The 24,162-nt window shown below is 69.2% G+C and carries 24 protein-coding genes; 17 read left to right on the plus strand and 7 right to left on the minus strand.

The window, feature by feature from the left end:
* The first annotated feature begins 1 nt into the window (after position 1).
* From JWS13_RS21755 to JWS13_RS21785, 7 genes are all read left to right on the plus strand, one after another.
* Positions 2–889, plus strand: coding sequence for a carbohydrate ABC transporter permease (locus JWS13_RS21755; protein ID WP_206007427.1), 888 nt, complete (start codon positions 2–4; stop codon positions 887–889).
* A 97-nt stretch (positions 890–986) separates the two neighbouring features.
* On the plus strand, positions 987–2,633 hold the full coding sequence (locus JWS13_RS21760) for an MFS transporter (RefSeq protein ID WP_206007428.1): 1,647 nt from the start codon (positions 987–989) through the stop codon (positions 2,631–2,633).
* Between the two features lie 39 nt (positions 2,634–2,672).
* Entirely contained in the window at positions 2,673–3,878 is a 1,206-nt protein-coding gene (locus tag JWS13_RS21765) for a low temperature requirement protein A (RefSeq protein WP_206007429.1), read from the plus strand.
* Positions 3,879–4,002: 124 nt separating this feature from the next.
* Positions 4,003–5,253 (plus strand): molybdopterin-dependent oxidoreductase, encoded by a 1,251-nt coding sequence (locus JWS13_RS21770; RefSeq protein WP_206007430.1) that lies wholly within the window; start codon positions 4,003–4,005, stop codon positions 5,251–5,253.
* 1 nt (position 5,254) lies between these two features.
* Positions 5,255–5,767: a hypothetical protein gene (locus JWS13_RS21775; RefSeq protein WP_206007431.1), complete on the plus strand. Its 513-nt coding sequence runs from the start codon at positions 5,255–5,257 to the stop codon at positions 5,765–5,767.
* An 11-nt stretch (positions 5,768–5,778) separates the two neighbouring features.
* The gene (locus JWS13_RS21780; protein ID WP_241032263.1) at positions 5,779–6,423 is read left to right on the plus strand and encodes a methyltransferase domain-containing protein; all 645 of its coding nucleotides are present in this window, start codon (positions 5,779–5,781) and stop codon (positions 6,421–6,423) included.
* An 87-nt stretch (positions 6,424–6,510) separates the two neighbouring features.
* On the plus strand, positions 6,511–7,179 hold the full coding sequence (locus JWS13_RS21785) for a hypothetical protein (RefSeq protein ID WP_124390260.1): 669 nt from the start codon (positions 6,511–6,513) through the stop codon (positions 7,177–7,179).
* Positions 7,180–7,217: 38 nt separating this feature from the next.
* On the opposite strand, the gene JWS13_RS21790 is transcribed toward JWS13_RS21785, so the two are convergent.
* Positions 7,218–8,630, minus strand: coding sequence for a hypothetical protein (locus tag JWS13_RS21790; protein ID WP_206007433.1), 1,413 nt, complete (start codon positions 8,628–8,630; stop codon positions 7,218–7,220).
* A 20-nt stretch (positions 8,631–8,650) separates the two neighbouring features.
* Between JWS13_RS21790 and JWS13_RS21795 the strand changes: the two genes are divergently transcribed.
* From JWS13_RS21795 to JWS13_RS21815, 5 genes are read left to right on the plus strand one after another with little or no spacing between them, the layout of a single operon-like run.
* Positions 8,651–9,457 (plus strand): S-methyl-5'-thioadenosine phosphorylase, encoded by an 807-nt coding sequence (locus JWS13_RS21795; protein WP_206007434.1) that lies wholly within the window; start codon positions 8,651–8,653, stop codon positions 9,455–9,457.
* Positions 9,454–10,518: an NAD-dependent epimerase/dehydratase family protein gene (locus tag JWS13_RS21800; RefSeq protein ID WP_206007435.1), complete on the plus strand. Its 1,065-nt coding sequence runs from the start codon at positions 9,454–9,456 to the stop codon at positions 10,516–10,518. Before JWS13_RS21795 ends, JWS13_RS21800 begins: the two co-directional genes overlap by 4 nt.
* Positions 10,511–11,173 (plus strand): glycosyltransferase family 2 protein, encoded by a 663-nt coding sequence (locus JWS13_RS21805; RefSeq protein ID WP_206007436.1) that lies wholly within the window; start codon positions 10,511–10,513, stop codon positions 11,171–11,173. Before JWS13_RS21800 ends, JWS13_RS21805 begins: the two co-directional genes overlap by 8 nt.
* Positions 11,170–11,844, plus strand: a complete 675-nt coding sequence (locus tag JWS13_RS21810) for a TIGR04282 family arsenosugar biosynthesis glycosyltransferase (protein ID WP_206007437.1) — start codon at positions 11,170–11,172, stop codon at positions 11,842–11,844. Before JWS13_RS21805 ends, JWS13_RS21810 begins: the two co-directional genes overlap by 4 nt.
* A gap of 47 nt (positions 11,845–11,891) precedes the next feature.
* Positions 11,892–13,061: an alpha/beta fold hydrolase gene (locus JWS13_RS21815; protein ID WP_206007438.1), complete on the plus strand. Its 1,170-nt coding sequence runs from the start codon at positions 11,892–11,894 to the stop codon at positions 13,059–13,061.
* Here the strand turns inward: JWS13_RS21815 and JWS13_RS21820 are convergent.
* Together JWS13_RS21820 and JWS13_RS21825 are read right to left on the minus strand one after the other, a co-directional pair.
* Positions 13,030–13,953, minus strand: coding sequence for a phosphatase PAP2 family protein (locus tag JWS13_RS21820; RefSeq protein ID WP_206007439.1), 924 nt, complete (start codon positions 13,951–13,953; stop codon positions 13,030–13,032). The genes JWS13_RS21815 and JWS13_RS21820 overlap by 32 nt on opposite strands.
* Positions 13,954–13,970: 17 nt before the next feature.
* A complete protein-coding gene (locus JWS13_RS21825) occupies positions 13,971–14,756 on the minus strand; it encodes a crotonase/enoyl-CoA hydratase family protein (RefSeq protein ID WP_206007440.1) in 786 nt (261 codons plus the stop codon).
* Between the two features lie 79 nt (positions 14,757–14,835).
* On the opposite strand from JWS13_RS21825, the gene JWS13_RS21830 reads away from it, so the two are divergent.
* Genes JWS13_RS21830 through JWS13_RS21840 form a run of 3 tightly spaced genes read left to right on the plus strand, consistent with a single transcriptional unit; the run spans position 14,836 to position 18,100 of the window.
* On the plus strand, positions 14,836–15,447 hold the full coding sequence (locus tag JWS13_RS21830; protein WP_206007441.1) for a TetR/AcrR family transcriptional regulator: 612 nt from the start codon (positions 14,836–14,838) through the stop codon (positions 15,445–15,447).
* Positions 15,444–17,081, plus strand: coding sequence for an acyl-CoA dehydrogenase family protein (locus tag JWS13_RS21835; protein WP_206007442.1), 1,638 nt, complete (start codon positions 15,444–15,446; stop codon positions 17,079–17,081). Before JWS13_RS21830 ends, JWS13_RS21835 begins: the two co-directional genes overlap by 4 nt.
* The gene (locus JWS13_RS21840; RefSeq protein WP_206007443.1) at positions 17,078–18,100 is read left to right on the plus strand and encodes a crotonase/enoyl-CoA hydratase family protein; all 1,023 of its coding nucleotides are present in this window, start codon (positions 17,078–17,080) and stop codon (positions 18,098–18,100) included. The genes JWS13_RS21835 and JWS13_RS21840 overlap by 4 nt, the downstream gene beginning before the upstream one ends.
* Before the next feature lie 13 nt (positions 18,101–18,113).
* Here the strand turns inward: JWS13_RS21840 and JWS13_RS21845 are convergent, their stop codons facing one another.
* The gene (locus JWS13_RS21845; protein WP_206007444.1) at positions 18,114–19,373 is read right to left on the minus strand and encodes an RNA polymerase sigma factor; all 1,260 of its coding nucleotides are present in this window, start codon (positions 19,371–19,373) and stop codon (positions 18,114–18,116) included.
* A gap of 1 nt (position 19,374) precedes the next feature.
* Positions 19,375–19,815, minus strand: coding sequence for a YciI family protein (locus JWS13_RS21850; RefSeq protein WP_087557209.1), 441 nt, complete (start codon positions 19,813–19,815; stop codon positions 19,375–19,377).
* A 215-nt stretch (positions 19,816–20,030) separates the two neighbouring features.
* On the opposite strand from JWS13_RS21850, the gene JWS13_RS21855 reads away from it, so the two are divergent.
* Positions 20,031–21,854: a flavin-containing monooxygenase gene (locus JWS13_RS21855; protein ID WP_206007445.1), complete on the plus strand. Its 1,824-nt coding sequence runs from the start codon at positions 20,031–20,033 to the stop codon at positions 21,852–21,854.
* An 88-nt stretch (positions 21,855–21,942) separates the two neighbouring features.
* Here JWS13_RS21855 and JWS13_RS21860 read toward each other — a convergent pair whose 3' ends face one another.
* Both JWS13_RS21860 and JWS13_RS21865 read right to left on the minus strand, forming a co-directional pair.
* Complete coding sequence (locus JWS13_RS21860) at positions 21,943–22,377, minus strand: SRPBCC family protein (RefSeq protein ID WP_206007446.1); 435 nt, start codon at positions 22,375–22,377, stop codon at positions 21,943–21,945.
* A 9-nt stretch (positions 22,378–22,386) separates the two neighbouring features.
* Entirely contained in the window at positions 22,387–22,686 is a 300-nt protein-coding gene (locus JWS13_RS21865; protein ID WP_073359047.1) for a DUF4193 domain-containing protein, read from the minus strand.
* A gap of 464 nt (positions 22,687–23,150) precedes the next feature.
* Between JWS13_RS21865 and JWS13_RS21870 the strand changes: the two genes are divergently transcribed.
* On the plus strand, positions 23,151–24,161 hold the full coding sequence (locus JWS13_RS21870) for an iron-siderophore ABC transporter substrate-binding protein (protein WP_206007447.1): 1,011 nt from the start codon (positions 23,151–23,153) through the stop codon (positions 24,159–24,161).
* Position 24,162 lies beyond the last annotated feature (1 nt).

Consider the following 24,162-nt stretch of genomic DNA (forward strand, 5'->3'; position numbering starts at 1 on the left):
CATGTCCACAGCACTCGTCACACCGGGAACATCCCGGCCCACGGTGGCACGCAGGCGCCGGGGACCGTCGCTCGCATCGATCCGCACGTACGCGGGCCTCGCGGTGATCGTCGTCTGGGGTCTGGCCCCCGTCTACTGGATGGTGGTCACCGCCTTCCGGGACTCCGACTACACGTTCGACACCACCCCGTGGCCCACCCACGTCACGCTGGACAACTTCGCGAACGTGTTCTCCACGGACGCGGGCAACCACTTCGCCCGGGCACTCGTCAACAGCACGATCATCGGCGCCGTCACCACCGCGATCGGCCTGATCGTCGGGGTGGGCACCGCGTACGCGCTGGCGCGGTTGCAGTTCCGGGGCAAACACGCGGTCCTCGGGATCATCCTGGCCGCGTCGATGTTCCCGGGGGTCGCCGTCCTGACACCGCTGTTCCAGCTGTTCACGTCGATGGGCTGGTTCGGCACGTATCAGGCGCTGATCATCCCGAACATCTCGTTCGTGCTGCCCCTCACCATCTACACCCTCACCGCGTTCTTCAAGGAACTGCCGTGGGAACTCGAGGAGGCCGCCCGGATCGACGGGGCCAGCAGGCGGCAGGCGTTCCGAATGGTGCTGCTGCCCTTGGCCGCACCGGGACTGTTCACCACCGCGATCCTCGCCTTCATCGCGTCGTGGAACGAATACCTGATCTCGAGTCAGCTGTCCAACGACATCACCCAGCCGGCCACCGTCGCCATCGCACAATTCGCGGGAAGCAAACCGCACGAGGAGCCGTTCACGTCCGTGATGGCCGCGGGAACGGTCGTGACCATCCCGCTCGTCATCATCGTGCTGCTCCTGCAGCGCCGAATCGTGTCGGGCCTGACCGCGGGTGGCGTCAAGTAGCACCCGTGAGTACTTATTAACCGCCCGTGGTTAATAAGTACTCACAGGTTCACCGTTCGGGGGACGCGCGCGCCGTTGCCCGGCGAGAATGGCCGTCATGGAAACTGGCAACAGATCGTCGACGGTCGCGGGATCCGGTCTCGTCCTGACCGTGCTGGCGTCCGGCCAGTTCCTGATGACATTGGACAGTTCCGTGATGAACGTGTCCATGGCCACGGTGGCCTCGGACCTGGGCACCACGATCACCGGCATCCAGACGGCCATTACGCTGTACACGCTCGTGATGGCGACGCTCATGATCACCGGCGGCAAGGTCGGCACGATCATCGGTCGCCGGCGAGCGTTCGGCCTCGGCCTCGTCATCTACGGCGCCGGCTCGCTGACCACGTCGCTGGCACCCAACCTTCCGGTGCTGCTGATCGGCTGGTCGCTGCTCGAGGGCATCGGCGCCGCGCTGATCATGCCCGCGATCGTCGCCCTCGTCGCGTCGAACTTCGCCGCCGAGCGGCGTCCCGCAGCGTACGGACTGGTGGCCGCGGCCGGGGCGATGGCGGTCGCGGCCGGCCCCCTCATCGGCGGTGCGGTCACGACGTTCGCGTCGTGGCGGTACGTGTTCGCCGGCGAGGTGGTGATCGTCATCGGCATCCTGCTGGTGCTGCGCCGCATCAGCGACGTTCCGCCGGCGAAGGTGCACCTGGACCTGGTCGGATCGGCGCTGTCGGTGGTGAGCCTCGGCATGGTGGTGTTCGGTGTCCTGCGGTCGAGCGAATGGGGCTGGCTGCAGCCCAAGCCCGGCGGACCCGACGTCCTCGGGTTGTCGCCCGTCGTGTGGCTGGTCCTGATCGGCCTGCTCGTGCTCTACGGGTTCCTGCGGTGGGAATCCCATCTCGCCGCCACCGGCGGCGAGCCACTGATCGACCCCGGGCTGTTGCGCAACCGGCAACTGTCCGGCGGGCTCACCATGTTCTTCGCCCAGTTCACCATTCAGGCCGGCGTCTTCTTCACCGTCCCCCTGTTCCTGTCCGTCGTGCTCGAACTCAACGCACTCCAGACGGGGCTCCGGCTCATCCCGCTGTCCGTCGCCCTGCTGCTGGCCGCCGCCGGAATCCCCAAACTGTGGCCCGCGGCCAGCCCACGAACGGTGGTCCGGTTCGGTCTGACCTCGATGATCGTCGGCATCCTCATCCTCGTGGCCGGCATGGATCCCGGGGCCAACGCCGGTGTCGTGGCCGTGCCGATGCTGCTGATGGGACTCGGGCTGGGCGCGCTGGCCTCCCAGCTCGGCGCCGTCACGGTCTCGGCCGTCCCCGACTCGCAGAGCGCGGAGGTCGGCGGCCTGCAGAACACGGCCACGAACCTCGGTGCGTCGCTGGGCACGGCGCTGATCGGATCGGTGCTCATCGCGACCCTCAGCACCTCGATCGTCGCGGGAATCCAGGCCGACCCCGACGTTCCGCCGTCGGTGCAGGAGCAGGCCACCACCGAACTGGCGAGCGGTGTCCCGTTCCTCTCCGACACCCAACTGGACGCGGCCATGAAGGAGGCGTCCGTTCCGGACTCCACCGCCCAGGAGATTCTCGCGATCAATTCCGACGCCCGACTCGAAGCACTTCAGGTCGCGTACGCCGTCACCGCGCTCCTCGCCATCGCCGCGCTGTTCTTCACCGGGCGGATTCCCCGCACCCCGGTGGGAACCCCCGACCGGACGAGCACACCCGACCCCGAGGATCGCCGCAGTTCGTAGGACTTTGCCGGGCCGCGTTCCGGTGGCAGCATTCTTCCCGTGACCTTCGCCCATCGTTTGCGTCCCCGCCTCGTCGAAGAGCGAGCGTCGGTGTCGCCGCTCGAGCTGTTCTTCGACCTCGTCTTCGTCTTCGCGCTCACCCGTGTCACCGACCTGATGGCCGACGATCCCACCAGCGTCAATCTGCTGCGCGGCGCCCTGGTGATGGCCGTGCTGTGGTGGAGCTGGGTGGGGTACGCGTGGCTCTGCAACCTCGTGCGCGCCGACGAGGGCATCGTGCGGGTCGTGATGTTCGGGGCGATGGGCGCCATGTTCGTCACCGCGTTGACCATCCCCGAGGCCTTCGACGACCTCTCCGGCGGTCTCGACGGTCCCGTCATCTTCGCCCTCGGTTACTTCGTCGTCCGGCTCCTGCACCTGGTGATGTTCTGGGTGGTCAGCCGCGAGGACCCGCAACTGCGCGGCCAGGTGCTCCGGTTCGCACCGAGCATGGTGACCGGTACCGTGTTCCTGCTCGTCGCGTCGCAGCTCACCGGCACCGCGCAGACCGTCATGTGGATCCTGGCGCTCGCCGGGGACTACCTCGGGACGCTGGTCGGCGGAACCGACTGGCGGTTGCGATCGGTCAGCCACTTCGCGGAGCGGCACGGGCTGATCATCATCGTCGCGCTGGGCGAGTCGATCGTGTCGATCGGCATCGGCGTCGCGAGCCTGCCGATCTCGTGGCCGATCATCGTCGCGTCCCTGCTGGGGCTCGCGGTGTCGGGACTGCTGTGGTGGTCGTACTTCGACGTCACATCCCTGGCCGTGGAGCACGCGTTCGAGGAGGCAACCGGTGCGCGTCAGATCAAGATCGCCCGCAACTGCTACAGCTTCATCCACCTGCCGATGGTGATCGGGATCGTGATGCTGTCGCTGGGTCTGAAGAAGATCCTGTCGTACGTCGGCGACGGCAACCATCACCGGCTGGTGGATCCGCTGTACGGCTGGCCGCTAATCGCACTGTTCGGTGGCGCGGCGCTGTACCTCCTCGCGCTGGTCGCCTTCAAGGCGTACGCGACGAGGTCGGTGACCGTGCCGCGCGTCGTGACGGCGGTCGTGCTGATCGCACTGCTCCCCGTCGTCTGGCACATCCCCGCGCTCGCCACGCTCGGCGTGCTGACCGCGGTCCTGCTCGCGATGATCGGATACGAGATGGTTCGCTACGACCGGCCGCGGGACGAGATCCGGCACGGCCACCCGTGAGTACTTGTTAACGTCCGGCGGTTAACAAGTACTCACGGGCCCGAAGGGCATACCCGTCCTGCACGGCGGCGGTACCGAATCACCTCTGAGGCTCGAGACGATCGAGCCGGAGGGATTGATCACGATGACCGACCACTCGCGCGGCCCACGGCTCCGTAGTCCACTGCGCGGACCGTGGCTGACCTCGGTATTCGGACTCGTACTGCTGATCGGGCTGCCCGTCGTCATCGTCACGGGACTGCTCTCCTACATCGCGTACGGGCCGCAATTCGGGCAGGCCCGGCCCGGCGACGTCGGCTGGCTGCACCTTCCGTATTTCGCGTGGCCCACCCGGCCGTCGTGGCTGTACCGGCTCACGCAGGGCCTGCACGTCGGGCTCGGACTGATCCTGGTGCCGATCGTGCTCGCCAAACTGTGGTCGGTGATCCCGAAACTGTTCGTGTTCCCGCCGGTGCGGTCACCGGCGCAGGCCCTCGAACGTCTGTCGCTGATCGCCCTGGTCGGCGGTGCGCTGTTCGAGATCATCACCGGGGTCCTGAACATCCAGTACGACTACATCTTCGGTTTCGACTTCTACACGGCGCACTACTGGGGCGCGTGGGTCTTCATCGCCGGGTTCGTGACGCACACGATCCTGAAGGTGCCGTTGATGGTGCGGTCGCTGCGGTCCCGCTCGTTCCGGGAAGTGCTGCGCACATCCCGCGCCGACACGCGGCCCGAACCGGCGGACGAGAACGGCCTCGTCGCCGAGGACCCTACCCCGGCCACGATCAGCAGGCGCGGCGCCCTCGCCCTCGTCGGTGGCGGCGCCGCGCTCGTCGCGGTGCTGTCGGTCGGGCAGACCACCGGCGGGTTCCTGCGCAACGCCGCGCTGCTGCTGCCGCGCGGGCGCTCGTACGGCGACGGCCCCAACGACTTTCAGATCAACCGGACGGCCGCGGCCGCGCAGATCACCCCGGAGCAGACGGACAACACCTGGCGGCTGTCGGTGACGGGTGGCGCGGAACCGGTGCAGCTGAGCCGAAGTCAGCTGCGCGCGATGCCGTCGCACACCGCGTCCCTCCCGATCGCGTGCGTCGAGGGGTGGTCCACCGTCGAGACGTGGACCGGCGTGCGACTGCGTGACCTCGCGGACCTCGCGGGGGTGACGGCGTTCGGCTCGGCGAAGGTGACGTCGCTGGAGCGGTCCGGGGCGTTCAATCAGGCGGTGCTCACGGCCGATCAGGTGCGCGACTCCGACGCCCTGCTCGCCCTCGCGGTGAACGGCGCGGAAATCTCCCTCGACCACGGCTATCCCGCCCGGATCATCGTTCCCGCGCTGCCCGGTGTCCACAACACCAAATGGGTGCAGTCCATCGAATTCCGGGAGGCGTGAGATGCGCCGATTCGCCCGCGTCTATGGAGCCGATCCGCTGCATCTGCTGGCGGTGCTGTTCACGTTCGCACTCGCCGGGTACGCGGTGTCGGTGGTGGGTGTGCAGAATCTGTGGAATCCGGACGTGTGGTGGAAGTCGATCGCCGTGTGGTTCCTCGGTGCGGTGATCGCCCACGACCTCGTGCTGTTCCCGTTGTACGCGCTCGCCGACCGGTCTCTGACGTCGGGGCTGGACGCGGTGCGGGGGCGGAGGCGCCCACGGTCCCGGACGGTTCCGGCGCTGAACTACATTCGTATACCGGCGCTCGCGTCCGGTCTGACGCTGCTGCTGTTCCTGCCGGGGATCATCGAGCAGGGCGCCGACGCGTATCTTGCGGCGACGGGGTTGACGCAGGAACCGTATCTCGACCGCTGGCTGCTGCTCAGCGCCGCGTTCTTCGCGGTCTCCGCTGTCGCCTACGCCACCCGACTCGCACTGTCCCGCAAAGACGGCGGCGCGGTGAGCCGGCCATGAGGAAGACCGGGATGTCCACCGACCTTCTGCTGCGGCGGGCGTCGGCGGGGCTCCCGTGCTGGGTGCGTGATGCGACGGGAACGCGCCGCGCCCTGCCGCTCGACCGGTGGATGGGCGGCGCGTCGGCCTCGCTCGCCGATCGGATCGCCGACCGCGTGATGCTCGCGGGGTGTCACGGTGCGACCGTCGATCTCGGGTGCGGGCCGGGCCGGCTCACCGCGGCACTCGTGTCCGCCGGTGTCACCGCCCTGGGCGTCGATTCATCCGTCACGGCAGTGCAACTCACGATCCGCCGCGGCGGTGTTGCGTTGCACAGCGACATCTTCGCGCCGCTGCCGCGGTCGGGGAACTGGGACCGGGTGCTGCTCGCCGACGGCAACATCGGCATCGGCGGCGAACCCGTGCGCGTGCTCAGCCGCGCGCGAGAACTGTTGCAACCACACGGAATTGTGATCGCCGAGGTGGATCCGCCGACCACTGCGGGGGTTCGCCGCGAACTCCTGCGCTGGGAGACGGAGCATCTCGCCGGAGACTGGTTCGCCTGGGCCAGTGTGGGCGTGGCCGCCGCGTCCGAGGTCGCCCGCGCGGCGGGGCTTCGGGTGATCGATGTTCTGCAGCATGCGAATCGGCACTTCGTGCGGATGGAATGGGCGTAAGAGCTCCCATCCGCCGGGGAAGCCGCGTCGAATACCTAGTGAACATCCACCCACCACCCCTTCCTCCGGAAAGGTTGTTTGATCATCATGTCGAACTATCGAAAAGCACTCGTAGCGGCGGCCATCGGCGCCCTGGCACTGACCCCGCTCGCGGCGTGCTCGAGCAATGACTCGAGTGCATCCTCGGATATGAGCGCAGCAGCATCCTCCCAGCCCGCACCCGTCGCCCAGGTCGACAACCTGACCGGGGTGAGTACCGCCGTCGCACTCGATCCCGGCTTCACCGGGGCGCTGACGACGCTCGGCCTCACACCCGGAGTGGTGGGCTCGGCAACGCTCGCCGACGGATCGGTCAGCTTCCCGATCACCGGCGGCAACGTGAAGTACTGGGAGCCCGGCACGGTCGACCCCTACGTCCAGGGCGAGATCATGCACGACGGCAGCGGATTGTCGCTGGCCGCACCGGGCACCGTCGTCGAACTCACCGATTTCACGATCGATCCGGGCACGTCGCTCCTCACCGGCGACGTGAGTGTCAACGGTTCACCCGCGGCGACCGACGCGGTGTTGTTCGATCTCAACGGCCGCACGCTGAAGCCGCTGCAGACCGGACCGAACGACACGGCGATCCTGCAGGGCACCGAGGTCAAGGTCTCGGCGGACGCTGCAGGCCTGCTGAACCAGACGTTCAAGACCGACGCCGTCACGCCGGGCCTGCTGGTCGGGATCGCCACCATCACGATCGCGACCAAGTGACCGTAGGCCCTCGCACGGCACCCCGGATGCGCCGGCCGTCACCAGTTCGTGAACAGCAGATGGTTGACGGCCAGCGCACCGGCGGCCTGCACGGCGAGCCAGAACCGATGGCTTCCGCGCGGCAGCACTGCGGGGGCGGCGAGGAGCCACCATTCGAACGGCAACCAGATCCGCTCGGTCTCCGCCTTGCTCAGCGCGCTCAGGTCGGCGATCACCACCGCGAGCAGCGCGGCGAGTACCAGGAGGGGGACCGGCGACAGCGCCCGCACCCGCGACCAGGCGAACGTTCGGGGCAGCGCGGCGGGCACCGCCAACCCGACCGCGCAGACCAGCGACGCGACGTTGGCCCAGCCCCAGTAGGCGAAGGGGCGGTCCGACGCGATGCCCTGGTAGTACCGTTCCTGCACCAACTGGTAGCCGTCGAACCACCAGAATCCGCACAGCGTGAACACGGCGGCCACCGCGAGCGCGCCGACCAGTGCGAACGCCAGCGGCCGGGCCGTGCGCGCGATCACCAGGACGGCGACCGCAGGTATCGCCATCAGCGTGAGCCCGTAGCTGAGGTAGACGCCGAATCCGAGCAGCACTCCCGCGGCCACGGCGACGAGCGCGGGGACCGGGACGGCACGGGTCGCCGACATCGCCAGCAGGGCGATTCCCCACGCGACCACGCCGGCGAACAGCGCGTCCGCCGACACCGCCACCCAGATCGCGGCGGGTGCGAGCACCAGGAACGGGGCCGCGCGGCGGGCCGTCGCCTCGTCGCCGAGCGCCCGGACGGCGACGATCACGGCGGCGCCGGCACTCGACCCGACCGCGACGCACAGCGCGGACGCCCACGCACCGCCGTCGAGTCCGATCCGGTCGAGCCAGACGAACGTCAGCAGCGCACCGGGCGGGTGCCCGGACACATGGGTGGTCCACGAGTCGGGCTGCAGGTCCAGGATCCGGTCGGCGAAACCCCGCAGCGTCGCCGGGATGTCCGTGACACCGGGAACCTCGTGCAGGTACTCGTCGGTGGAGGTCAGGCGGTCGACGAATCCGCGCCGCCAGCCGTCGACCAGTGCCAGCGCCATCGCCCACAGGGCGGACCCGAGCCACACCCCGACCGTCAGGCGCCGCCACGATAGCGTCTGCGCCAGCCCGGGACCCCACACGACGACCGCCGCCGCGATGACGACGGCGACCGGGCTGCCCCACCCGAAGTGCACGTCGCGGAACCCGAACAGCGGCGCGGCGTCCGCGAAATCCCGCACACTCTTCGCGGTGCGGTTGACGATGGGGGTGATCGTCTCGTTTCCCAGGTACGGGACGACGAATGCGACCACCACGAGGACCAGGGCGAGCCCGGCGCCGACGAAGTCGCGGTAGAGGAAATTCCGCTCGCCGGTGCGCTGTGGGGATCCGATGACGTCATCTCCTTCGACGAAAGTCGCACTCGCGCCCAGCATAACGACGGAGGATGGAGCGTATGACCGCAACGAGTTCACCCGACCCGGTCCGCGCGGACGTCGCCGTGATCGGAGGGAGCGGCTTCTACTCGTTCTTCGACGAGGGAGCCACCGAGACCACGATCGACACGCCGTACGGCAGCCCCAGCGCTCCGATCACGGTCGGCGACGTGGAGGGCAGGACGGTGGCGTTCCTCCCCCGCCACGGCGTCCGGCACGAGTTCGCTCCCCACACCATCCCGTACCGCGCGAACCTGTGGGCGCTGCGCACGCTGGGCGTGCAGCGGGTGTTCGCACCCTGCGCCGCCGGCAGCCTCACCCCGGACCTGGTAACGGGTTCGATGGTCGTGCCGGACCAACTGGTCGATCGCACCAGCGGCCGCGCGCAGACATACTTCGACGGCGGCGGCGTCCACGTCCAGTTCGCCGACCCGTACTGCGCCGACCTGCGCAAGGCCGCCGCCCGGCCGGGCACCGTCGAGGGCGGTGTGCTGGTGGTGGTCGAGGGACCGCGGTTCTCGACCCGGGCCGAGAGCCTGTGGTTCGCCCGGCAGGGCTGGACCCTCGTCAACATGACGGGTCATCCCGAGGCGGTCCTCGCCCGAGAGCTCGAGATGTGCTACGCCACCATCGCTTTGGTCACCGATCTCGATGCGGGAATCGAGGCCGGCGACGGGGTGCGTGCCGTGGACGTGTTCGCCGAGTTCCAGCGCAACCTCGGGTCATTGAAGACGCTGGTGCGGTCCGCGATCGCCGCCGCCCCCGAGGGTCCGTGCGACGCCTGCCGGGTCCACGAGGGCGTGACCCTGCCGATCGAGTTGCCGTGACCGACCGCGTGCTCCTTACGGGCGCCGCCGGATTCATCGGCGGCCACGTCCGCACCGCGCTGGCCGAGGCCGGCCACGACGTCGTCGCCGTCGACGCACTGCTTCCGTCCGCGCACGGCGCCGGCGCCGAATCCCCGGACGGTGTGCGGCGTGCCGACGTGCGCGACCTGCCCACCCTGACCGCGTTGCTCAGGGGTGTGGACGTGGTGTGCCATCAGGCCGCCGTCGTCGGCGCCGGGGTGGATGTGAGCGACGCCCCGGCCTACGCCAGCCACAACGACCTCGGCACGGCGACACTGCTCGCCGCGATGCACGAGTCGGGTTGCCGCCGGCTGATACTCGCATCGTCGATGGTCGTCTACGGGGCGGGCCGGTACCGCAACGGGCGGGGCGAGTTCGTGGAACCGTCCGCCCGGCGGGCCGAGGACCTGGCGGCAGGGAACTTCGACGAGACGGACCCCGACACGGGCGAACTCCTGGAGTGGGCACTCGTGGAGGAGAATTCGCCGCTGCGGCCGCGAAGTCTCTACGCCGCGAGCAAGGTGGCCCAGGAGAACTACGCTCTCGCCTGGGCGCTGGCCACCGGCGGATCCGTGACGGCGCTGCGCTACCACAACGTGTACGGCGACCGCATGCCGCGCAACACGCCGTACTCGGGAGTGGCGGCGATGTTCCGGTCCGCCCTCGAGGCCGGCGAACCACCGCGCGTGTTCGAGGATGGCAGGCAGACAAGGGATTTCGTGCACGTTCACGACGTCGCGGCGGCGAACGTGGCCGCGGCCGAGGCCGCACTGCCGGGATTCACAGCCTTCAACGTCTGCTCCGGACATCCGGTGACGATCGGCGAGGTGGCGGCGACGCTGGCCCGGTCCTACGGTGGCCCCGAACCCGTCGTCACCGGTGAGTACCGTCCCGGCGACGTCCGGCACATCGTCGCCGACCCCCGGCGGGCCCGGGAGCGGCTGGGGTTCCGGGCGAAGATCCTGCCCGACGAGGGGATTGCGGCGTTCGCGCACGCGCCCCTGCGGGACGCGGCGCCGGCGGGACCTCCCCGTGTCTGAGCGTGCGCCGATCTCCGCGGGGGACGTCACCGTCGTGATCCCGTGCATGAACGAGGCCGGTTCGCTGCCCGGAGTGCTCGCCGCGGTGCCCCGCGACTACCGGACGGTGGTGGTGGACAACAATTCCACGGACGACACCGCCGCGGTCGCGGCCGCCCACGGAGCGTCGGTGGTGCGGGAGCCCGTCCCGGGGTACGGTTCCGCCGTGCACGCAGGGGTGCTGGCGGCGCAGACCCGGGTGGTCTGCGTGCTGGACGGCGACGGCTCGATGGACCCCAGCGAACTCCCCATGCTGGTCGCCGCCCTGAACTCGGGTGCCGACCTCGCGGTGGGGCGGCGACGGGGAAAGTGGCTGCTGCACAGCAGGATCGGCAACGCCGTCCTCGCCGCCCGGCTCCGGCGCCGGTACGGGCTGCCGATCCACGACCTCGGGGCGATGCGAGCCGTCCGCAGGCAGGACCTTCTCGATCTGGGTGTCGACGACCGCAGGTCCGGCTACCCGCTGCAGCTTCTCGTGCTCGCGGGCCGCGCCCACTGGCGGGTCGTGGAGCAGGACATCACGTATCGCCCGCGCACCGCGGGCACGTCGAAGGTGTCGGGTTCACTGAAGGGCACCGTCGTTGCCGTCCACGACTTCTGGAAGGTGATCGGGTGACCCTCGACGTCGCCGTACTCGTGGTCGCGAAGGCGCCGGTGCCCGGCTTCGCGAAGACCCGGCTCGCAAGGGACGTCGGCGACGCCCGGGCGGCAGCCCTCGCCGCCGCCTCCCTGCTGGACACGCTCGACGCCGTCGCCGGTGCCGGGGTGGCGCAGCGGGTGGTGGCGATGACCGGCGACCTCGGCCGCGCGGTCCGGGGCGGCGACATCGCCGCGACGCTGAGCAGATTCACCGTGGTGCCGCAGCGGGGTGAGAGTTTCGCGGAGCGGTTGGTGAACGCCCACGCCGACACGTTCGGCCGTTTCGGGCTGCCGATTCTCCAGATCGGAATGGACACACCGCAGGTGACGGCGGGACTGCTCGCCGAATCCGCGGACCGCCTCACCGCGCGGCAGGGCCGATGCGCCCTCGGGCTCGCGGAGGACGGCGGATGGTGGATCCTCGGTGTGCCCGATGCGGTTTCGGCGCGGGCGATACTCCCGGTTCCCACATCGAGTCCGGACACCGGGCGCCTCACCCGGGCCGCGCTGCTCGCCGCCGGCGCCGAGGTGCTGTCGCTGCCGACGCTCCGGGACGTCGATTACGCGGCCGACGTCGCCCCGGTCGCCGCGCTGTGCCCGGAGTCCAGCCGCTTCCGCCGTGAGTACTTGTTAACGTCCGGCGGTTAACAAGTACTCACGGGCGGCGAAGCCGCCCGTGAGTACCATCGGAGTAGATGCCGGAGAGAGTTACACGCCATCCGTCCACCGTGGCCGACTGGAGCAACGACCGCCGCAAGGCGCGACTGCACGCGACACGGCTCGGTCACCGGTGGCAGAAATTCGGTCGCACCAGGCGCTTCCTCGCGGCCGTCGCGCTCGGGACCGTTCCCCTGCTGCTCGCCGGCGGCCAGTACTGGGTTCACGACGTCCAGCCCGAACGCCAGCGGCTCGCACTGACCCAGCCGCAGATCCACGAGGTGTACGACGCGCAGTCGCCCGCCGACCACGGCACCGCCGTCGTGGACCTCGTCGGCCTCGGCAACAAGGACGCCACCGACACGGCCAGAACGCTGTCCTCGTACGACGGCATCGGGCGGGTCTGGGCGGTTCAGTACGACAACGGCGGTATCGACACCAAGGTGATCAGCGAACTGATCGCCGCCCGCGCAGCCGAGGAGGGGATCGACAACGTCGTCCTGTCCGGGCACAGCATGGGCGGCGTCGTCGCGCTGGAGGTGGCGCAGCACATCTACGAGGACACCGACGCCAACCTCATCGGCGTCGTGCTCGACTGCACCCCGGTGGACCTGCACGCCGTCCGGGCCGGGAGCCGGGACAGCGGCGAGGACATGCTGCGGTGGATCGGCTGGCTGCCCGGCGCGCGGGAAAGCCGGACGATGCGCGTGCTGGTGGAGACCGCGGCCCGGCAGAGCAGGTTCCTCGACACGAAGTCGGACTGGTATCCGCACGTCGACGTCGACGAATTCCGCGACGTCCTCGACGAGGTCCTCACCGAGAAGGTGCTGTCGGAGGACGTCGCGAGCAACGGGCTGATCGAATCGCAGTTCAAGACCATCGTCGCGTCCGGTGCCATCGACAACCTGAAGTCGCTGGCGGTGGAGTCGGACGACAAACCGCGACCGGGGATCGTCTTCGTGCGTCCCCGCGCAGGCTGGATGGATGGTGTGGTCGACGTCGATTACACGCAGAAGATTCTCGTCGAACAGTCCGGCGGGACCGACGGCGCGCTGCTGGTGGCCAAGCTCGACGGCACCGGCCACGCGAACCCGAATCAGCAACCGGTCGCGTACAACGAGGCGATCGTCAAGCGCATCCTGCCGTTCCTCCGCACTACGCTCGACGAGGTGTCGGTCACCAGCGACGCGGCGGGCGGACGGCGGTGAGATCTCGGCCGGGCGTCGGCGCCGTGCGGGACTCCCACGCTCGCGCCAGGAGGATCGCCAGTCCCAGGTACGCCCATCCCGCCAGCACGTCGACGACGTAGTGCTCGCCGCCGTAGACCAGCACGAACGCCATGGCGACCGGGTACGCGACCAGCAGCGCGCGCAACCACAGATTCTTCGCGAACGGCCACAGCGCGACGGCCACCAGCAGCGCGAACGCCGCGTGCAGCGACGGCAGCGCGGCTACCGGATTGCTCTGCGCCTCCAGCCACCGCGTGCTGACGTCCATGGGGACGACACCGAATCCGAAACCCGCGACGCGGCCCACGCTGCCGGAGATCACATCCCCCTCAGCGGCCAGCCACGGCGGGACCGACGGCAGCAGAATGTAGGTGACCAGGCCGAGATAGGACAGCAGCAGCACCCGCCGCATGTACCCCGACCACACGTCGCGCGAATACGCGTAGAAGACGGCCGCGACCACCCACGGCACGAAAAAATGGCTGGTGTAGACGATTCCGGTGAGCAGCGTCCACCACGGCAGCGCACCCGTCGGCGGCAGCAGATGCTGCTGCAACCAGACCGTGGGGATCGTGCCGCCGAAGAGCCAGCCCTCCACCGACACCAGTTCCCGCGCCCGCACCGGCATCCCGAGATGATGGGCGACACCCCGGCTCAGGTCGTAGACGACAAGAGCGGCGATGAGCGGCAACCAATCCCACACGACCCGCACATGGTCCCGCCACGGCCGGTCGATCGTGAACGCGATCAGGCCGGCGACGATCCACGTCGCCTGGTAGATGCGGTCGGTGGGCAGCCCCAGCGTGACGATCGTGACCGCCAGCGCGAGCAGGTACGCCGCCCCTACTGCTCGGCGACAACCCGTGAGCACTTGTTAACCGCCCGACGTTAACAAGTACTCACGGGTGCGGCATCACCGTGCCTGCCGGCCCCGGCGGCGAAGCGTGCGGCACCCTCGATCATTCCGTTGGCCAGAGAGATTGCGCCGTGCCGGAATTCGTTCAGCAGCGCCTGGTCTTCGGTGAGCCCGGACTGCTCGAGCATCGACAACCGGTCCTGCCGCAGGCACACCTGCGGCAGGCCGGCGATCTCGGCGGCCAACTGCCGGGCCGCGGTGAGGGCGTCGCCCGCCGCGACCTTCCGGTTGATCAGCCCGATACTCAGGGCTTCGTCGGCGTCGACGGCCCGCCCGGTGAGGACGAGGTCCATCGCGCGACTCTCCCCGATAAGCCGCGGCAGGCGGACGGTTCCGCCGTCGATGAGCGGCACGCCCCAGCGTCGGCAAAACACACCGAGGACGGCGTCCGCGCCGGCGACCCGCAAGTCGGCCCACAGCGCGAGTTCGAGCCCGCCCGCCACCGCGTGCCCGTCGATCGCGGCGATCACCGGTTTCGACAACCGCATCCGGGAAATGCCCATGGGTGCGTCGCCGTCGGGCGCCACCCGATTCCCAGTGCCGGAACTAATGGCCTTGAGATCGGCTCCGGCGCAGAATGTTCCGCCCTCGCCGTGCAGCACGGCGACGGACGCGTCCTCGTCCGCGTCGAACGCACGGAAGGCGTCGGCAAGCGCCTCGGCGGTGGGCCGGTCGACGGCGTTGCGGACTTCGGGCCGGTTCAGGCTGATCGTCGTGACCGGGCCGTCCTTGTGGACAAGTACCGCGTCGGCAGTCATCGCGTGCGCCTTTCCTCGCTGGTGTGGCCGACGCTAGCACTCTTGACGGAAGAACGGAACGGGTGTTCACTTCTTTGTTATGGCCTATCGGCGCACACCCGCGGTCCAGGAACGCCTGGACGCTCTCCGCACCACCCTCATCGACTCCGCGATCGGGCTCATCGCCCGCCACGGCTACGCCGGGTGCTCGATCTCCGCGGTCGCGTCGCAGGCCGGGGTCGGCACCGGCACCGTCTACCGGCACTTCTCGAACAAGGGCGAACTGTTCGCGGAGGTCTTCCGCATCGTCTGCAGCCGGGAGGTGAGCGCCGCCGTCGAATCCGGCAACACGGCCCGGGCCGCCGAGGGCCGCTGCGTCGCCGCGGTGTCCGCCTCCGTCGGAACGTTCGCCGAACGCGCCCTGCGCGCACCCGTCCTGGCCTACGCGCTGCTCGTCGAACCCGTCGACCCGCAGGTCGACACCGAACGCCTCCTGTTCCGCGAATCGTTCCGGGACGCGCTCGCCGTCGCGATCGCCGGCGCCGTCGAGGCCGGGGAGATCCCGGACCAGGACGCGTCGGTCACCGCCGCCTGCATCGTCGGCGCCATCGGCGAAGCACTGATCCTGCCCCTCGCCCGCGGCGCCGCCGACGCCGCGATCATCCCCGCCCTGCTCACCTTCACCCTTCGATCCCTCGGGAGCCCGACATGAGTGCCACACACGAGGTCGTCAACCAGGTGCCGCCCCTGATCAACTTCGACGCGGCCGACTACGCCCCGATTCTCGAAGCGCTGCAACGCGAAGGCGCACACGACGCGCTCGAGGAACTGCACGACGTCGGACGCCTCGCCGGGAGCGAGGAGGCGCAGCGCTGGGGCGACCTCGCCGAGGCGCACCCTCCCGTCCTGCGCACCCACGACCGGTACGGCAACCGCGTCGACGAGGTCGAGTACGACCCCGCCTACCACCAGCTGATGACCACCGCCGTCGAGATGGGCCTGCACGGCGCACCGTGGGCCGACCCGCATCCGCGCGCCCACCTGGTCCGGGCGGCGAAGATGGCGGTGTGGGGTCAGGTCGACGCCGGTCACGGCTGCCCGATCTCCATGACGTACGCCGTCGTCCCCGCCCTGCGGCACAGTCGTGCGCTCGCGGAACAGTACGAACCTTTGCTCACCGCACGGGTCTACGATCCGGCCCTGCACCCTCCGCTGACGAAGGCCGGCCTGATCGCCGGGATGTCGATGACGGAGAAGCAGGGCGGTTCCGACGTCCGCGCGGGCACCACCCGCGCCGTGCCGCAGTCCGACGGCAGCTATCTGCTGACCGGGCACAAGTGGTTCACGTCGGCGCCGATGTCCGACGTGTTCCTGGTGCTGGCCCAGGCACCCGGCGGGCTGTCCTGTTTCTTCCTGCCCAGGGTCCTGCCGGATGGCACCCGCAACCGAATGCACCTGCAGCGCCTCAAGGACAAGCTCGGCAACCACTCCAATGCCAGTAGTGAGGTCGAGTACGACGAGGCGGCGGCCTGGCTGGTCGGCGAGGAAGGTCGCGGGGTTCCGACGATCATCGAGATGGTCAACATGACCCGCCTCGACTGCACGATCGGCACGGCCACCGGCATGCGGGTCGGCACGGCGCAGGCCGCGCACCACGCCGTCCACCGCAGTGCGTTCGGCGCCCACCTGGTGGATCAGCCGCTGATGCGCAACGTGCTCGCCGACCTCGCCGTCGAGTCGGAGGCCGCCACGACCGTCGCGCTGTGGCTGGCCGCGCTCACCGACCGGGCGACCGCGGGCGACGAGCACGCCAACACGCTTCGCCGCATCTCGCTGTCGGTCAGCAAGTATTTCGTCTGCAAGCGCGGGCCGATCCACGCCGCCGAAGCCCTGGAATGCCTGGGCGGCAACGGGTACGTGGAGGAATCCCGGATGCCGCGGCTGTACCGGGAGGCGCCCCTGCTGTCGGTGTGGGAGGGCTCCGGCAACGTCGCCGCCCTGGACACCCTGCGCGCGATGGCCAAACAGCCGGAGACCCTTCAGGTGTTCTTCGACGAACTCGACTCGACCGCGGGAGCCGACGCGCGACTCGACGCCGCCGTCACGAACCTGAAGTCCAGTTTCGGCGACGGCGACACGCTCCAGCACCGGGCCCGGCGCGTCGTCGGCGACATGGCACTCGCCCTGCAGGGTTCGCTGCTCGTCCGCCACGGGCACCCCGCGGTCGCCGACGCGTTCTGCGTCAGCCGGCTGTCCGGCGACTGGGGCACCGTGTTCGGGACGCTGCCGACAGGCGTCGACACCGCTTCCATCATCGACCGCGCCACCCCCAAGGTGGGAGCGTGACCGGGCACGACGACCACGCCGGCACCCGCCCGGCGGCCTGGCGCGACGGCTGGGACGAGGGCGCGGACTCCCTGTTCGCGGGTCGTGAACAGGATCGGGTCGAGGACACGACCGAGTACCGGACCCTCACCTACGAGGTGACCGGACGCATCGCCCGGATCACGTTCGACCGGCCGGAGCACGGCAACGCGATCACCGCCGACACCCCGCTCGAACTCGCCGCGACCGTCGAACGCGCCGACCTCGATCCCCGCGTCCACGTGATCCTGCTGTCGGGCCGGGGAAAGGGCTTCTGCGGCGGATACGACCTGGGCGTCTTCGCCGAGAACGGCGGCGGCAGCGACGACCCGGGCGTCACGACGGGCACCGTCCTCGATCCGATCGTGCAGGCGCGCAACCACAATCCGTTCGCCAACTGGGATCCGATGGCCGACTACGCCATGATGAGCCGGTTCAACCGCGGCTTCGCGAGCCTGCTGCACGCGAACAAGCCGACCGTCGCGAAGATCCACGGATTCTGCGTGGCAGGCGGCACCGACATCGCGCTGTACTGCGACCAGATCGTCGCAGCGGACGACACGAAGATCGGCTACCCCCCGACCCGGGTGTGGGGTGTGCCCGCCGCCGGCATGTGGGCGCACCGCCTCGGCGACCAGCGCGCGAAACGACTCCTCCTCACCGGCGACTGCATCACCGGACGGCAGGCCGCCGACTGGGGACTCGCCGTCGAGTCGGCGCCCGCGGACGAACTCGACCGCCGCACCGAGGACCTCGTCGAGCGGATCGCGCAGATGCCGATCAACCAGCTGATGATGGTCAAACTCGCGCTGAACAGCACACTGCTCGCGCAGGGCGTCGCCAACTCGACGATGGTGAGCACCGTCTTCGACGGGATGTCCCGGCACACCCGCGAGGGGTACGCGTTCCAATTGCGTTCGGCCACCGCCGGATTCCGGGAGGCCGTCCGCGAACGCGACCAGCCGTTCGGCGACCACAAACAGTCCCGGCCGGGATCCTGATCTGAGACACGCCTCACGGTTCGGTGCGCGCGGACGCCGCGGCGGCCCGCGCCATGAGCAGGTTGCGTTCACGCCGCGTGGGTGCGGTGGCCGCGGCGTCCTCGAGGATCCGGGCCGCCTCCTCGTAGCGGCCGAGGCGCTCGAGAACTTCGCCTCGCACCGCGCCGTACAGATGGAGACGGGCCAGCCGGGGATCGTCCCGCACCGCGTCGAGGGCGGCCAGCGCCGCGTCCGGACCGTCCGAATGCAGCAGCGCCACCGCGCGATTGAGCTCCACCACCGGCGACGGCGCCACCTGCGCCAACGCGTCGTACAGTGCGACGATCGCCTCCCAGTCGGTGTCCTCGAACCGAGACGCCCGGGCATGACACCCGGCGATCGCGGCCTGCAGCGAATAGGGGCCGAGCGGGCGGCCCAGCGCGACGGCCCGCTCCAGCGCGGCGTTCCCGTGCCTGAGCAGGATGCGGTCCCACCGCGACCGGTCCTGATCCTGCAACAGGATCGGCTCACCGCCCGGGCCCAGCCGGGCGGCGAACCGCGACGCCTGCAACTCGGTCAGCGCCACCAGTCCGTGCACTTCGGGCTCGTCCGGCAGCAGTCCGGCGAGGACCCGGGCGAGCCGCATCGCCTCGGCGGCCAGGTCACGTCGTATCCAGTCCTCACCCGACGTGGCCGAGTAGCCCTCGTTGAACACCAGATAGACCACCTCGAGCACCGCCGACAGTCGCGCCGGAAGTTCCTCGCGCGACGGCACCTCGAACGGCACCTTCGCCTCCGACAGCGTCCGCTTGGCCCTGCTGATCCGCTGCCCCATCGTCGCCGACGGCACCAGGAACGCCCGGGCGATCTCGTCCGTCCGGAGCCCGCCCACCAGCCGGAGGGTCAACGCCACCCGCGACTCCCGGGGAAGCACCGGATGACACGCCACGAACACCAGCGCCAGCAGGTCGTCCTCCACACCCTCGACCGCGTCCGGCGCGGGCATCGCGCTCGGCTGCTGCGCCGACGGGTCGACGGCGATCTGCGTGTACTTCGACTGCTGCGACCGCTCCCGGCGAATCCGGTCGATCGCCTTGTGCTTCGCGGTCGCCGTCAGCCACGCACCCGGATTGTCGGGGACACCGTCCCGCGGCCACTGCTCCAGCGCCAGCACGAACGCGTCCTGCGCGATCTCCTCGGCAGTGCCGACATCACGGACGAGACGGGTGAGCGACGCGATGAGCCGCGGCGACTCCATCCGCCACACCGCCTCGACCGTGCGCCGCGCGTCCATGTCAGCGGTCGGGGTGCTGCTCGCGGATCCGCGCCGCGAGCGCCTCTTCCCGCTCCCGCAACTCCGGCGTGAACTCGTCCCCGAAGTCGTCCGACTCGAAGATCGGCCGCACCTCGATCAGCTGACGCATTCCGGTGCCGGGGTCGGCGGGGCACTTCTTCACCCACTCGATCGCCTCCTCGAGGGACCGCACCTCCCAGATCCAGAAGCCGGCGACGATCTCCTTCGACTCCGTGAACGGGCCGTCGACCACCGACGTCGTCCCGCCCTCGAACACCACCCGCGCCCCGGCGCTCGTCGGCTTCAGACCCTGCCCGTCAAGCATGATCCCGGCGTTCACCAGGTCCTCGTTGTACGCGCTCATCGCGGCGAGCATCGCCTCCGTCGGGGCGATCTTGTCTTCGTCGGCTCCGGCACCCTCGATCATCACCATGACCCGCATGATTTCCTCCTCGATTGTGGTCGGTCCCGGCTTCTGCCTGGACTCACACGGTACGTCGAACGGCGGGCTCCGATTTCGACATCAGCCGTGAGTACTTGTTAACCGCCGGCGGTTAACAAGTACTCACGGGGGGCGATTGCAACACGATGCAACGCTTGCCGCCCAGCTCCGACCGGCGTGTGCTGTATGTCACATACCGAGCGAAGGAGAGGTACATGACACAGACGGTCCAGCCGACTGAGGCGCAGACGACCCTGACCCCCCAGGAGCGCGTCGACCTGTGGTTGGCGAGCTTCGAGTCCGCTCTCGCCGCTCGCGACGTCGATCGTGCCGCGGGCATGTTCGCCGTCGACAGTTTCTGGCGGGACCTGGTGGCGTTCACCTGGAACCTCAAGACGGTGGAGGGACGCGACGCCGTCGCCGCGATGCTGCACGCACGCCTCGACGACACCGATCCGACGAACTTCCGCACCACCGAGACACCGGACGAGGCCGACGGCGTCACGTCTGCGTGGATCGAATTCGAGACCGCGACGGGCCGGGGCAAGGGGCACCTGCGGCTGAAGGACGACGAGGCGTGGACGTTCCTCACCACCATGCAGGAATTGAAGGGCCACGAGGAACGCCGAGGACGGAACCGCGTCAAGGGCGCCGTCCACGGTTCCGGCGGCGACACCCAGAGCTGGGCGGAGAAGCGGGAGATCGAGGAGCGGGAACTCGGCTACACCCGTCAGCCGTACGTCCTCGTGATCGGCGGCGGCCAGGGCGGCATCGCGCTCGGAGCGCGGCTACGCCAACTCGGGGTCCCGGCCATCGTCGTCGACAAGAACGAACGCCCCGGCGACCAGTGGCGCAACCGGTACAAGTCACTGTGCCTGCACGACCCGGTCTGGTACGACCACCTGCCCTACATGCCGTTCCCGGACAACTGGCCGGTGTTCGCGCCGAAGGACAAGATCGGCGACTGGCTCGAGATGTACACGAAGGTGATGGAGATTCCGTACTGGGCGTCCACCACGTGCACGTCCGCGACGTTCGACGAAGAGACGAAGGAGTGGACCGTCGTCCTCGACCGCGACGGCGAAGAGGTAGTGCTGCACCCGAAGCAGTTGGTGCTCGCCACCGGCATGTCGGGCAAACCGAACGTTCCGACGTTCCCCGGCCAGGACGTCTTCCGCGGCGAGCAGCATCACTCGAGCCGGCACCCCGGCCCGGACGCCTACGTCGGGAAGCGCGTCGTCGTCGTCGGAGCCAACAACTCGGCGCACGACATCTGCAAGGCGCTCTTCGAGACCGGCGCCGACGTGACGATGCTGCAGCGGTCGTCCACGCACATCGTGAAGTCGGATTCGCTGATGGACCTCGGCCTCGGCGACCTCTACTCGGAGCGCGCGCTCGCGGCGGGCATGACGACGGAGAAGGCCGACCTCACGTTCGCGTCGCTGCCGTACAAGATCATGCACGAGTTCCAGATCCCGGTGTATCAGAAGATCGCCGAACGGGACAAAGACTTCTACGCGCGACTCGAAAAGGCCGGTTTCAAGCTCGATTTCGGTGACGACGGGTCCGGTCTGTTCATGAAGTACCTGCGCCGCGGATCCGGCTACTACATCGACGTCGGTGCATCCGAACTCGTCGCGGACGGCAGCATCCACCTCGTGTCCGGACAGGTCGACCACCTCAGCGAGGACGCCGTAGTCCTCACCGACGGCACCGAATTGCCCGCCGACCTCGTCGTCTACGCCACCGGCTACGGGTCGATGAACGGCTGGGCCGCCGACCTCATGGGCCAGGACGTGGCCGACAAGGTCGGAAAGTGCTGGGGTCTCGGCTCCGACACCACCAAGGACCCCGGGCCGTGGGAGGGCGAACAGCGCAACATGTGGAAGCCCACCCAGCAGGAAGCGCTGTGGTTCCACGGCGGCAACCTGCACCAGTCGCGGCACTACTCGCTGTACCTCGCCCTGCAACTCAAGGCGCGGCACGAGGAGATCCCGACACCCGTCTACGGGCTGCAGGAGGTGCATCACCTCAGCTGATCGGTCCCGACGAACCGCGGGCGCCTCGTATCGTGCGGGGCGCCCGCATGCGCATTGTGCGCGACCAAAACCGGTGTGCGGCGGATCGTTACCTCGCCTCGAGGACCCCGGTCATCTGTTTGACGATCTTGGCCGCGAGCACCTCGAACGCGAGGCGGGCGGCGGGGTCCGCGAATCGCGCCAGACCGGTGAATTCGAGATGCGCGCGGTAGGTGATCGACGTCGAGGCGTCGTCCACCTTCTCGAACGACAGGTCGTCCGACGTGATCGCGGCTCCGTTGCGACCCGCGAAGACGACGTGATCGGGGTCGTCGCGGGTCATGCGATAGGTGAGTTCGGTGGTGCGCCCGAAGAACGACGACACGTTGTGCCATTCGGTGCCCACCGCCACCGGACCGGGGGTGGTCTGCTCGCACTTCTCGGTCCCGGGATCCCAGGCCGTGGTGTTCGCGAAGTCACGCAGGTATGCGACGACTTCCCCGAGCGGTGAGGCGACGGTGAACGTTCTGCTGACGTCGGCCACGCGGGCCTCCTATGCGCAGTCGCGGCAGATCAGCTGCCCGCCCTCTTCGGACGCGAGACGCGAACGATGATGGACCAGGAAGCAACTGCTACAGGTGAATTCGTCGGCCCTCTTCGGAATGACGCGGACGGTGAGTTCCTCACCGGACAGGTCGGCGCCGGGCAGTTCGAAGGACTCCGCCGTGTCGGTCTCCTCGACGTCGACGACGGACGACTGCGAGTCGTTCCTCCGTGTCTTCAGTTCTTCGAGCGAGTCCGCGGCGAGTTCGTCGTCGACGGTAACCCGTGGTGCGTCGTAGTCGGTTGCCATGACTTCCTCCCTTTGGCTCATGTTCCCCGTGTCGTGAAATTCCACACTTGCGGGGCACGGTTGCTAGACAACGCACCGATCCCGCGTTTTGTTCCCGGGCGGCCACAGCTAGCTCTGTGATTGCGGGATGCCCGTTCCGGGTACCACTCAATCAGCCGATCGGAAGGTGGTCTGTCGATGACGAGTGCGCGTGACGAGCACGGCAATCCCGTGCCCGACCCGGAGCCGGTGCCGCCGTCACCGGGCCCTCCTCCCGTGCCGCCGACGCCGACACCGCCGCACCCGTTTCCGCCGGAGCCGGGTCCGGAACCCGCACCGCCCGAGCCGGGACCGCAGCCGGGGCCGCCGGGGCCGACGCCACCCCCGGGGCCGCCGATTCCCGAGCCGACTCCCCCGTTTCCGCCACAGATGCACAGCCGCTGACAAATCCCTGTAGGTTAGCCTTACCTACAGGGAGGTAGTGGATGCGAACGCTCAACCGTCGCAGGTTCCTGACCGTGAGCGCCGGGATCGGTATGGCCGCCGTCGCCGCAGCGTGCTCGTCCGGAACCGAAGCCGGCGCCGAAGGCGACACCCGGACGGTGACGCACAAGAAGGGAACGACCGAAGTCCCGGGCGACCCTCAGCGGATCGTCACCGTCGGCTACTCCGACCAGGACACGCTGCTCGCATTCGGACGAACCCCGGTCGGCGTCACCGACTGGTACGGCGACTATCCGGACGCCACCTGGCCCTGGGCCCAGGACGCGCTCGGCGGGGCGCACCCCGAAGTCTTCAACCGCGGACAGTTCACCGGTGAGGCGAACTTCGCGTACGAGGAGATCGCGAAACTCGGCCCCGACCTGATCCTCGCGCTGTACATCGACGTCGACGACGACGCGTATCAGCGACTCTCGGCCATCGCGCCCACCGTGACGACGTCGCCGGACTACCCCGATTTCGGCATGCCGTGGCAGGACGCCGTCCGCATGGTCGGCACCACCCTCGGCGAGGACCGGAAGGCAGATGAACTCGTCGCCGACGTCGACGACCTGATGGCGCAGCAGCGCGCCGCCCACCCCGAATTCGAGGGCAAGACGGTCGCGGTGGCCGAACTGGGCGACGCCGGGTCGTTCTACGTTCGCTCCCCGAACGATCCGCGCTCACGCCTGATGACGTCGCTGGGGTTCGTCGTCCCGGAACAGATCACGCAGCTCGCGGGCGACCAGGACGCGTTCACCATCAGTAAGGAACAGCTGAACATCCTCGACGTCGACGTCCTCGTCTGGAACGTGGGCAGCAGTCCCGGCGCCGAAGCGCAGATCACCGCGGACCCCGTCTATCAGTCGCTGCCGGTGGCGAAGGCCGGACGGGCCGTGTTCGTCGACGACCCCACCGTCTCCGGCGCTCTCACCTGGGGCACCGTCCTCAGCCTCCCCTACGCCGTCGACGCCCTCGTGCCGAAACTGGCGGAGGCCGCCGCCGAACCGGCCTGAC

It is taken from the genome of Rhodococcus pseudokoreensis (genome assembly GCF_017068395.1).
GTDB classification, from domain to species: Bacteria; Actinomycetota; Actinomycetes; order Mycobacteriales; family Mycobacteriaceae; genus Rhodococcus_F; species Rhodococcus_F pseudokoreensis.

What these genes read in the sequence shown, in the direction of transcription:
- JWS13_RS21815 (WP_206007438.1), top strand. Translation starts at nt 11,892, where the DNA reads ATGCCGGAGAGAGTTACACGCCATCCGTCCACCGTGGCCGACTGGAGC.
- JWS13_RS21780 (WP_241032263.1), top strand. Translation starts at nt 5,779, where the DNA reads ATGTCCACCGACCTTCTGCTGCGGCGGGCGTCGGCGGGGCTCCCGTGC.
- JWS13_RS21790 (WP_206007433.1), bottom strand. Translation starts at nt 8,630, where the DNA reads ATGCTGGGCGCGAGTGCGACTTTCGTCGAAGGAGATGACGTCATCGGA.
- JWS13_RS21760 (WP_206007428.1), top strand. Translation starts at nt 987, where the DNA reads ATGGAAACTGGCAACAGATCGTCGACGGTCGCGGGATCCGGTCTCGTC.
- JWS13_RS21795 (WP_206007434.1), top strand. Translation starts at nt 8,651, where the DNA reads ATGACCGCAACGAGTTCACCCGACCCGGTCCGCGCGGACGTCGCCGTG.
- JWS13_RS21835 (WP_206007442.1), top strand. Translation starts at nt 15,444, where the DNA reads ATGAGTGCCACACACGAGGTCGTCAACCAGGTGCCGCCCCTGATCAAC.
- JWS13_RS21830 (WP_206007441.1), top strand. Translation starts at nt 14,836, where the DNA reads ATGGCCTATCGGCGCACACCCGCGGTCCAGGAACGCCTGGACGCTCTC.
- JWS13_RS21850 (WP_087557209.1), bottom strand. Translation starts at nt 19,815, where the DNA reads ATGCGGGTCATGGTGATGATCGAGGGTGCCGGAGCCGACGAAGACAAG.
- JWS13_RS21870 (WP_206007447.1), top strand. Translation starts at nt 23,151, where the DNA reads ATGCGAACGCTCAACCGTCGCAGGTTCCTGACCGTGAGCGCCGGGATC.
- JWS13_RS21775 (WP_206007431.1), top strand. Translation starts at nt 5,255, where the DNA reads ATGCGCCGATTCGCCCGCGTCTATGGAGCCGATCCGCTGCATCTGCTG.
- JWS13_RS21785 (WP_124390260.1), top strand. Translation starts at nt 6,511, where the DNA reads ATGTCGAACTATCGAAAAGCACTCGTAGCGGCGGCCATCGGCGCCCTG.
- JWS13_RS21855 (WP_206007445.1), top strand. Translation starts at nt 20,031, where the DNA reads ATGACACAGACGGTCCAGCCGACTGAGGCGCAGACGACCCTGACCCCC.
- JWS13_RS21845 (WP_206007444.1), bottom strand. Translation starts at nt 19,373, where the DNA reads ATGGACGCGCGGCGCACGGTCGAGGCGGTGTGGCGGATGGAGTCGCCG.
- JWS13_RS21770 (WP_206007430.1), top strand. Translation starts at nt 4,003, where the DNA reads ATGACCGACCACTCGCGCGGCCCACGGCTCCGTAGTCCACTGCGCGGA.
- JWS13_RS21825 (WP_206007440.1), bottom strand. Translation starts at nt 14,756, where the DNA reads ATGACTGCCGACGCGGTACTTGTCCACAAGGACGGCCCGGTCACGACG.
- JWS13_RS21865 (WP_073359047.1), bottom strand. Translation starts at nt 22,686, where the DNA reads ATGGCAACCGACTACGACGCACCACGGGTTACCGTCGACGACGAACTC.
- JWS13_RS21755 (WP_206007427.1), top strand. Translation starts at nt 2, where the DNA reads ATGTCCACAGCACTCGTCACACCGGGAACATCCCGGCCCACGGTGGCA.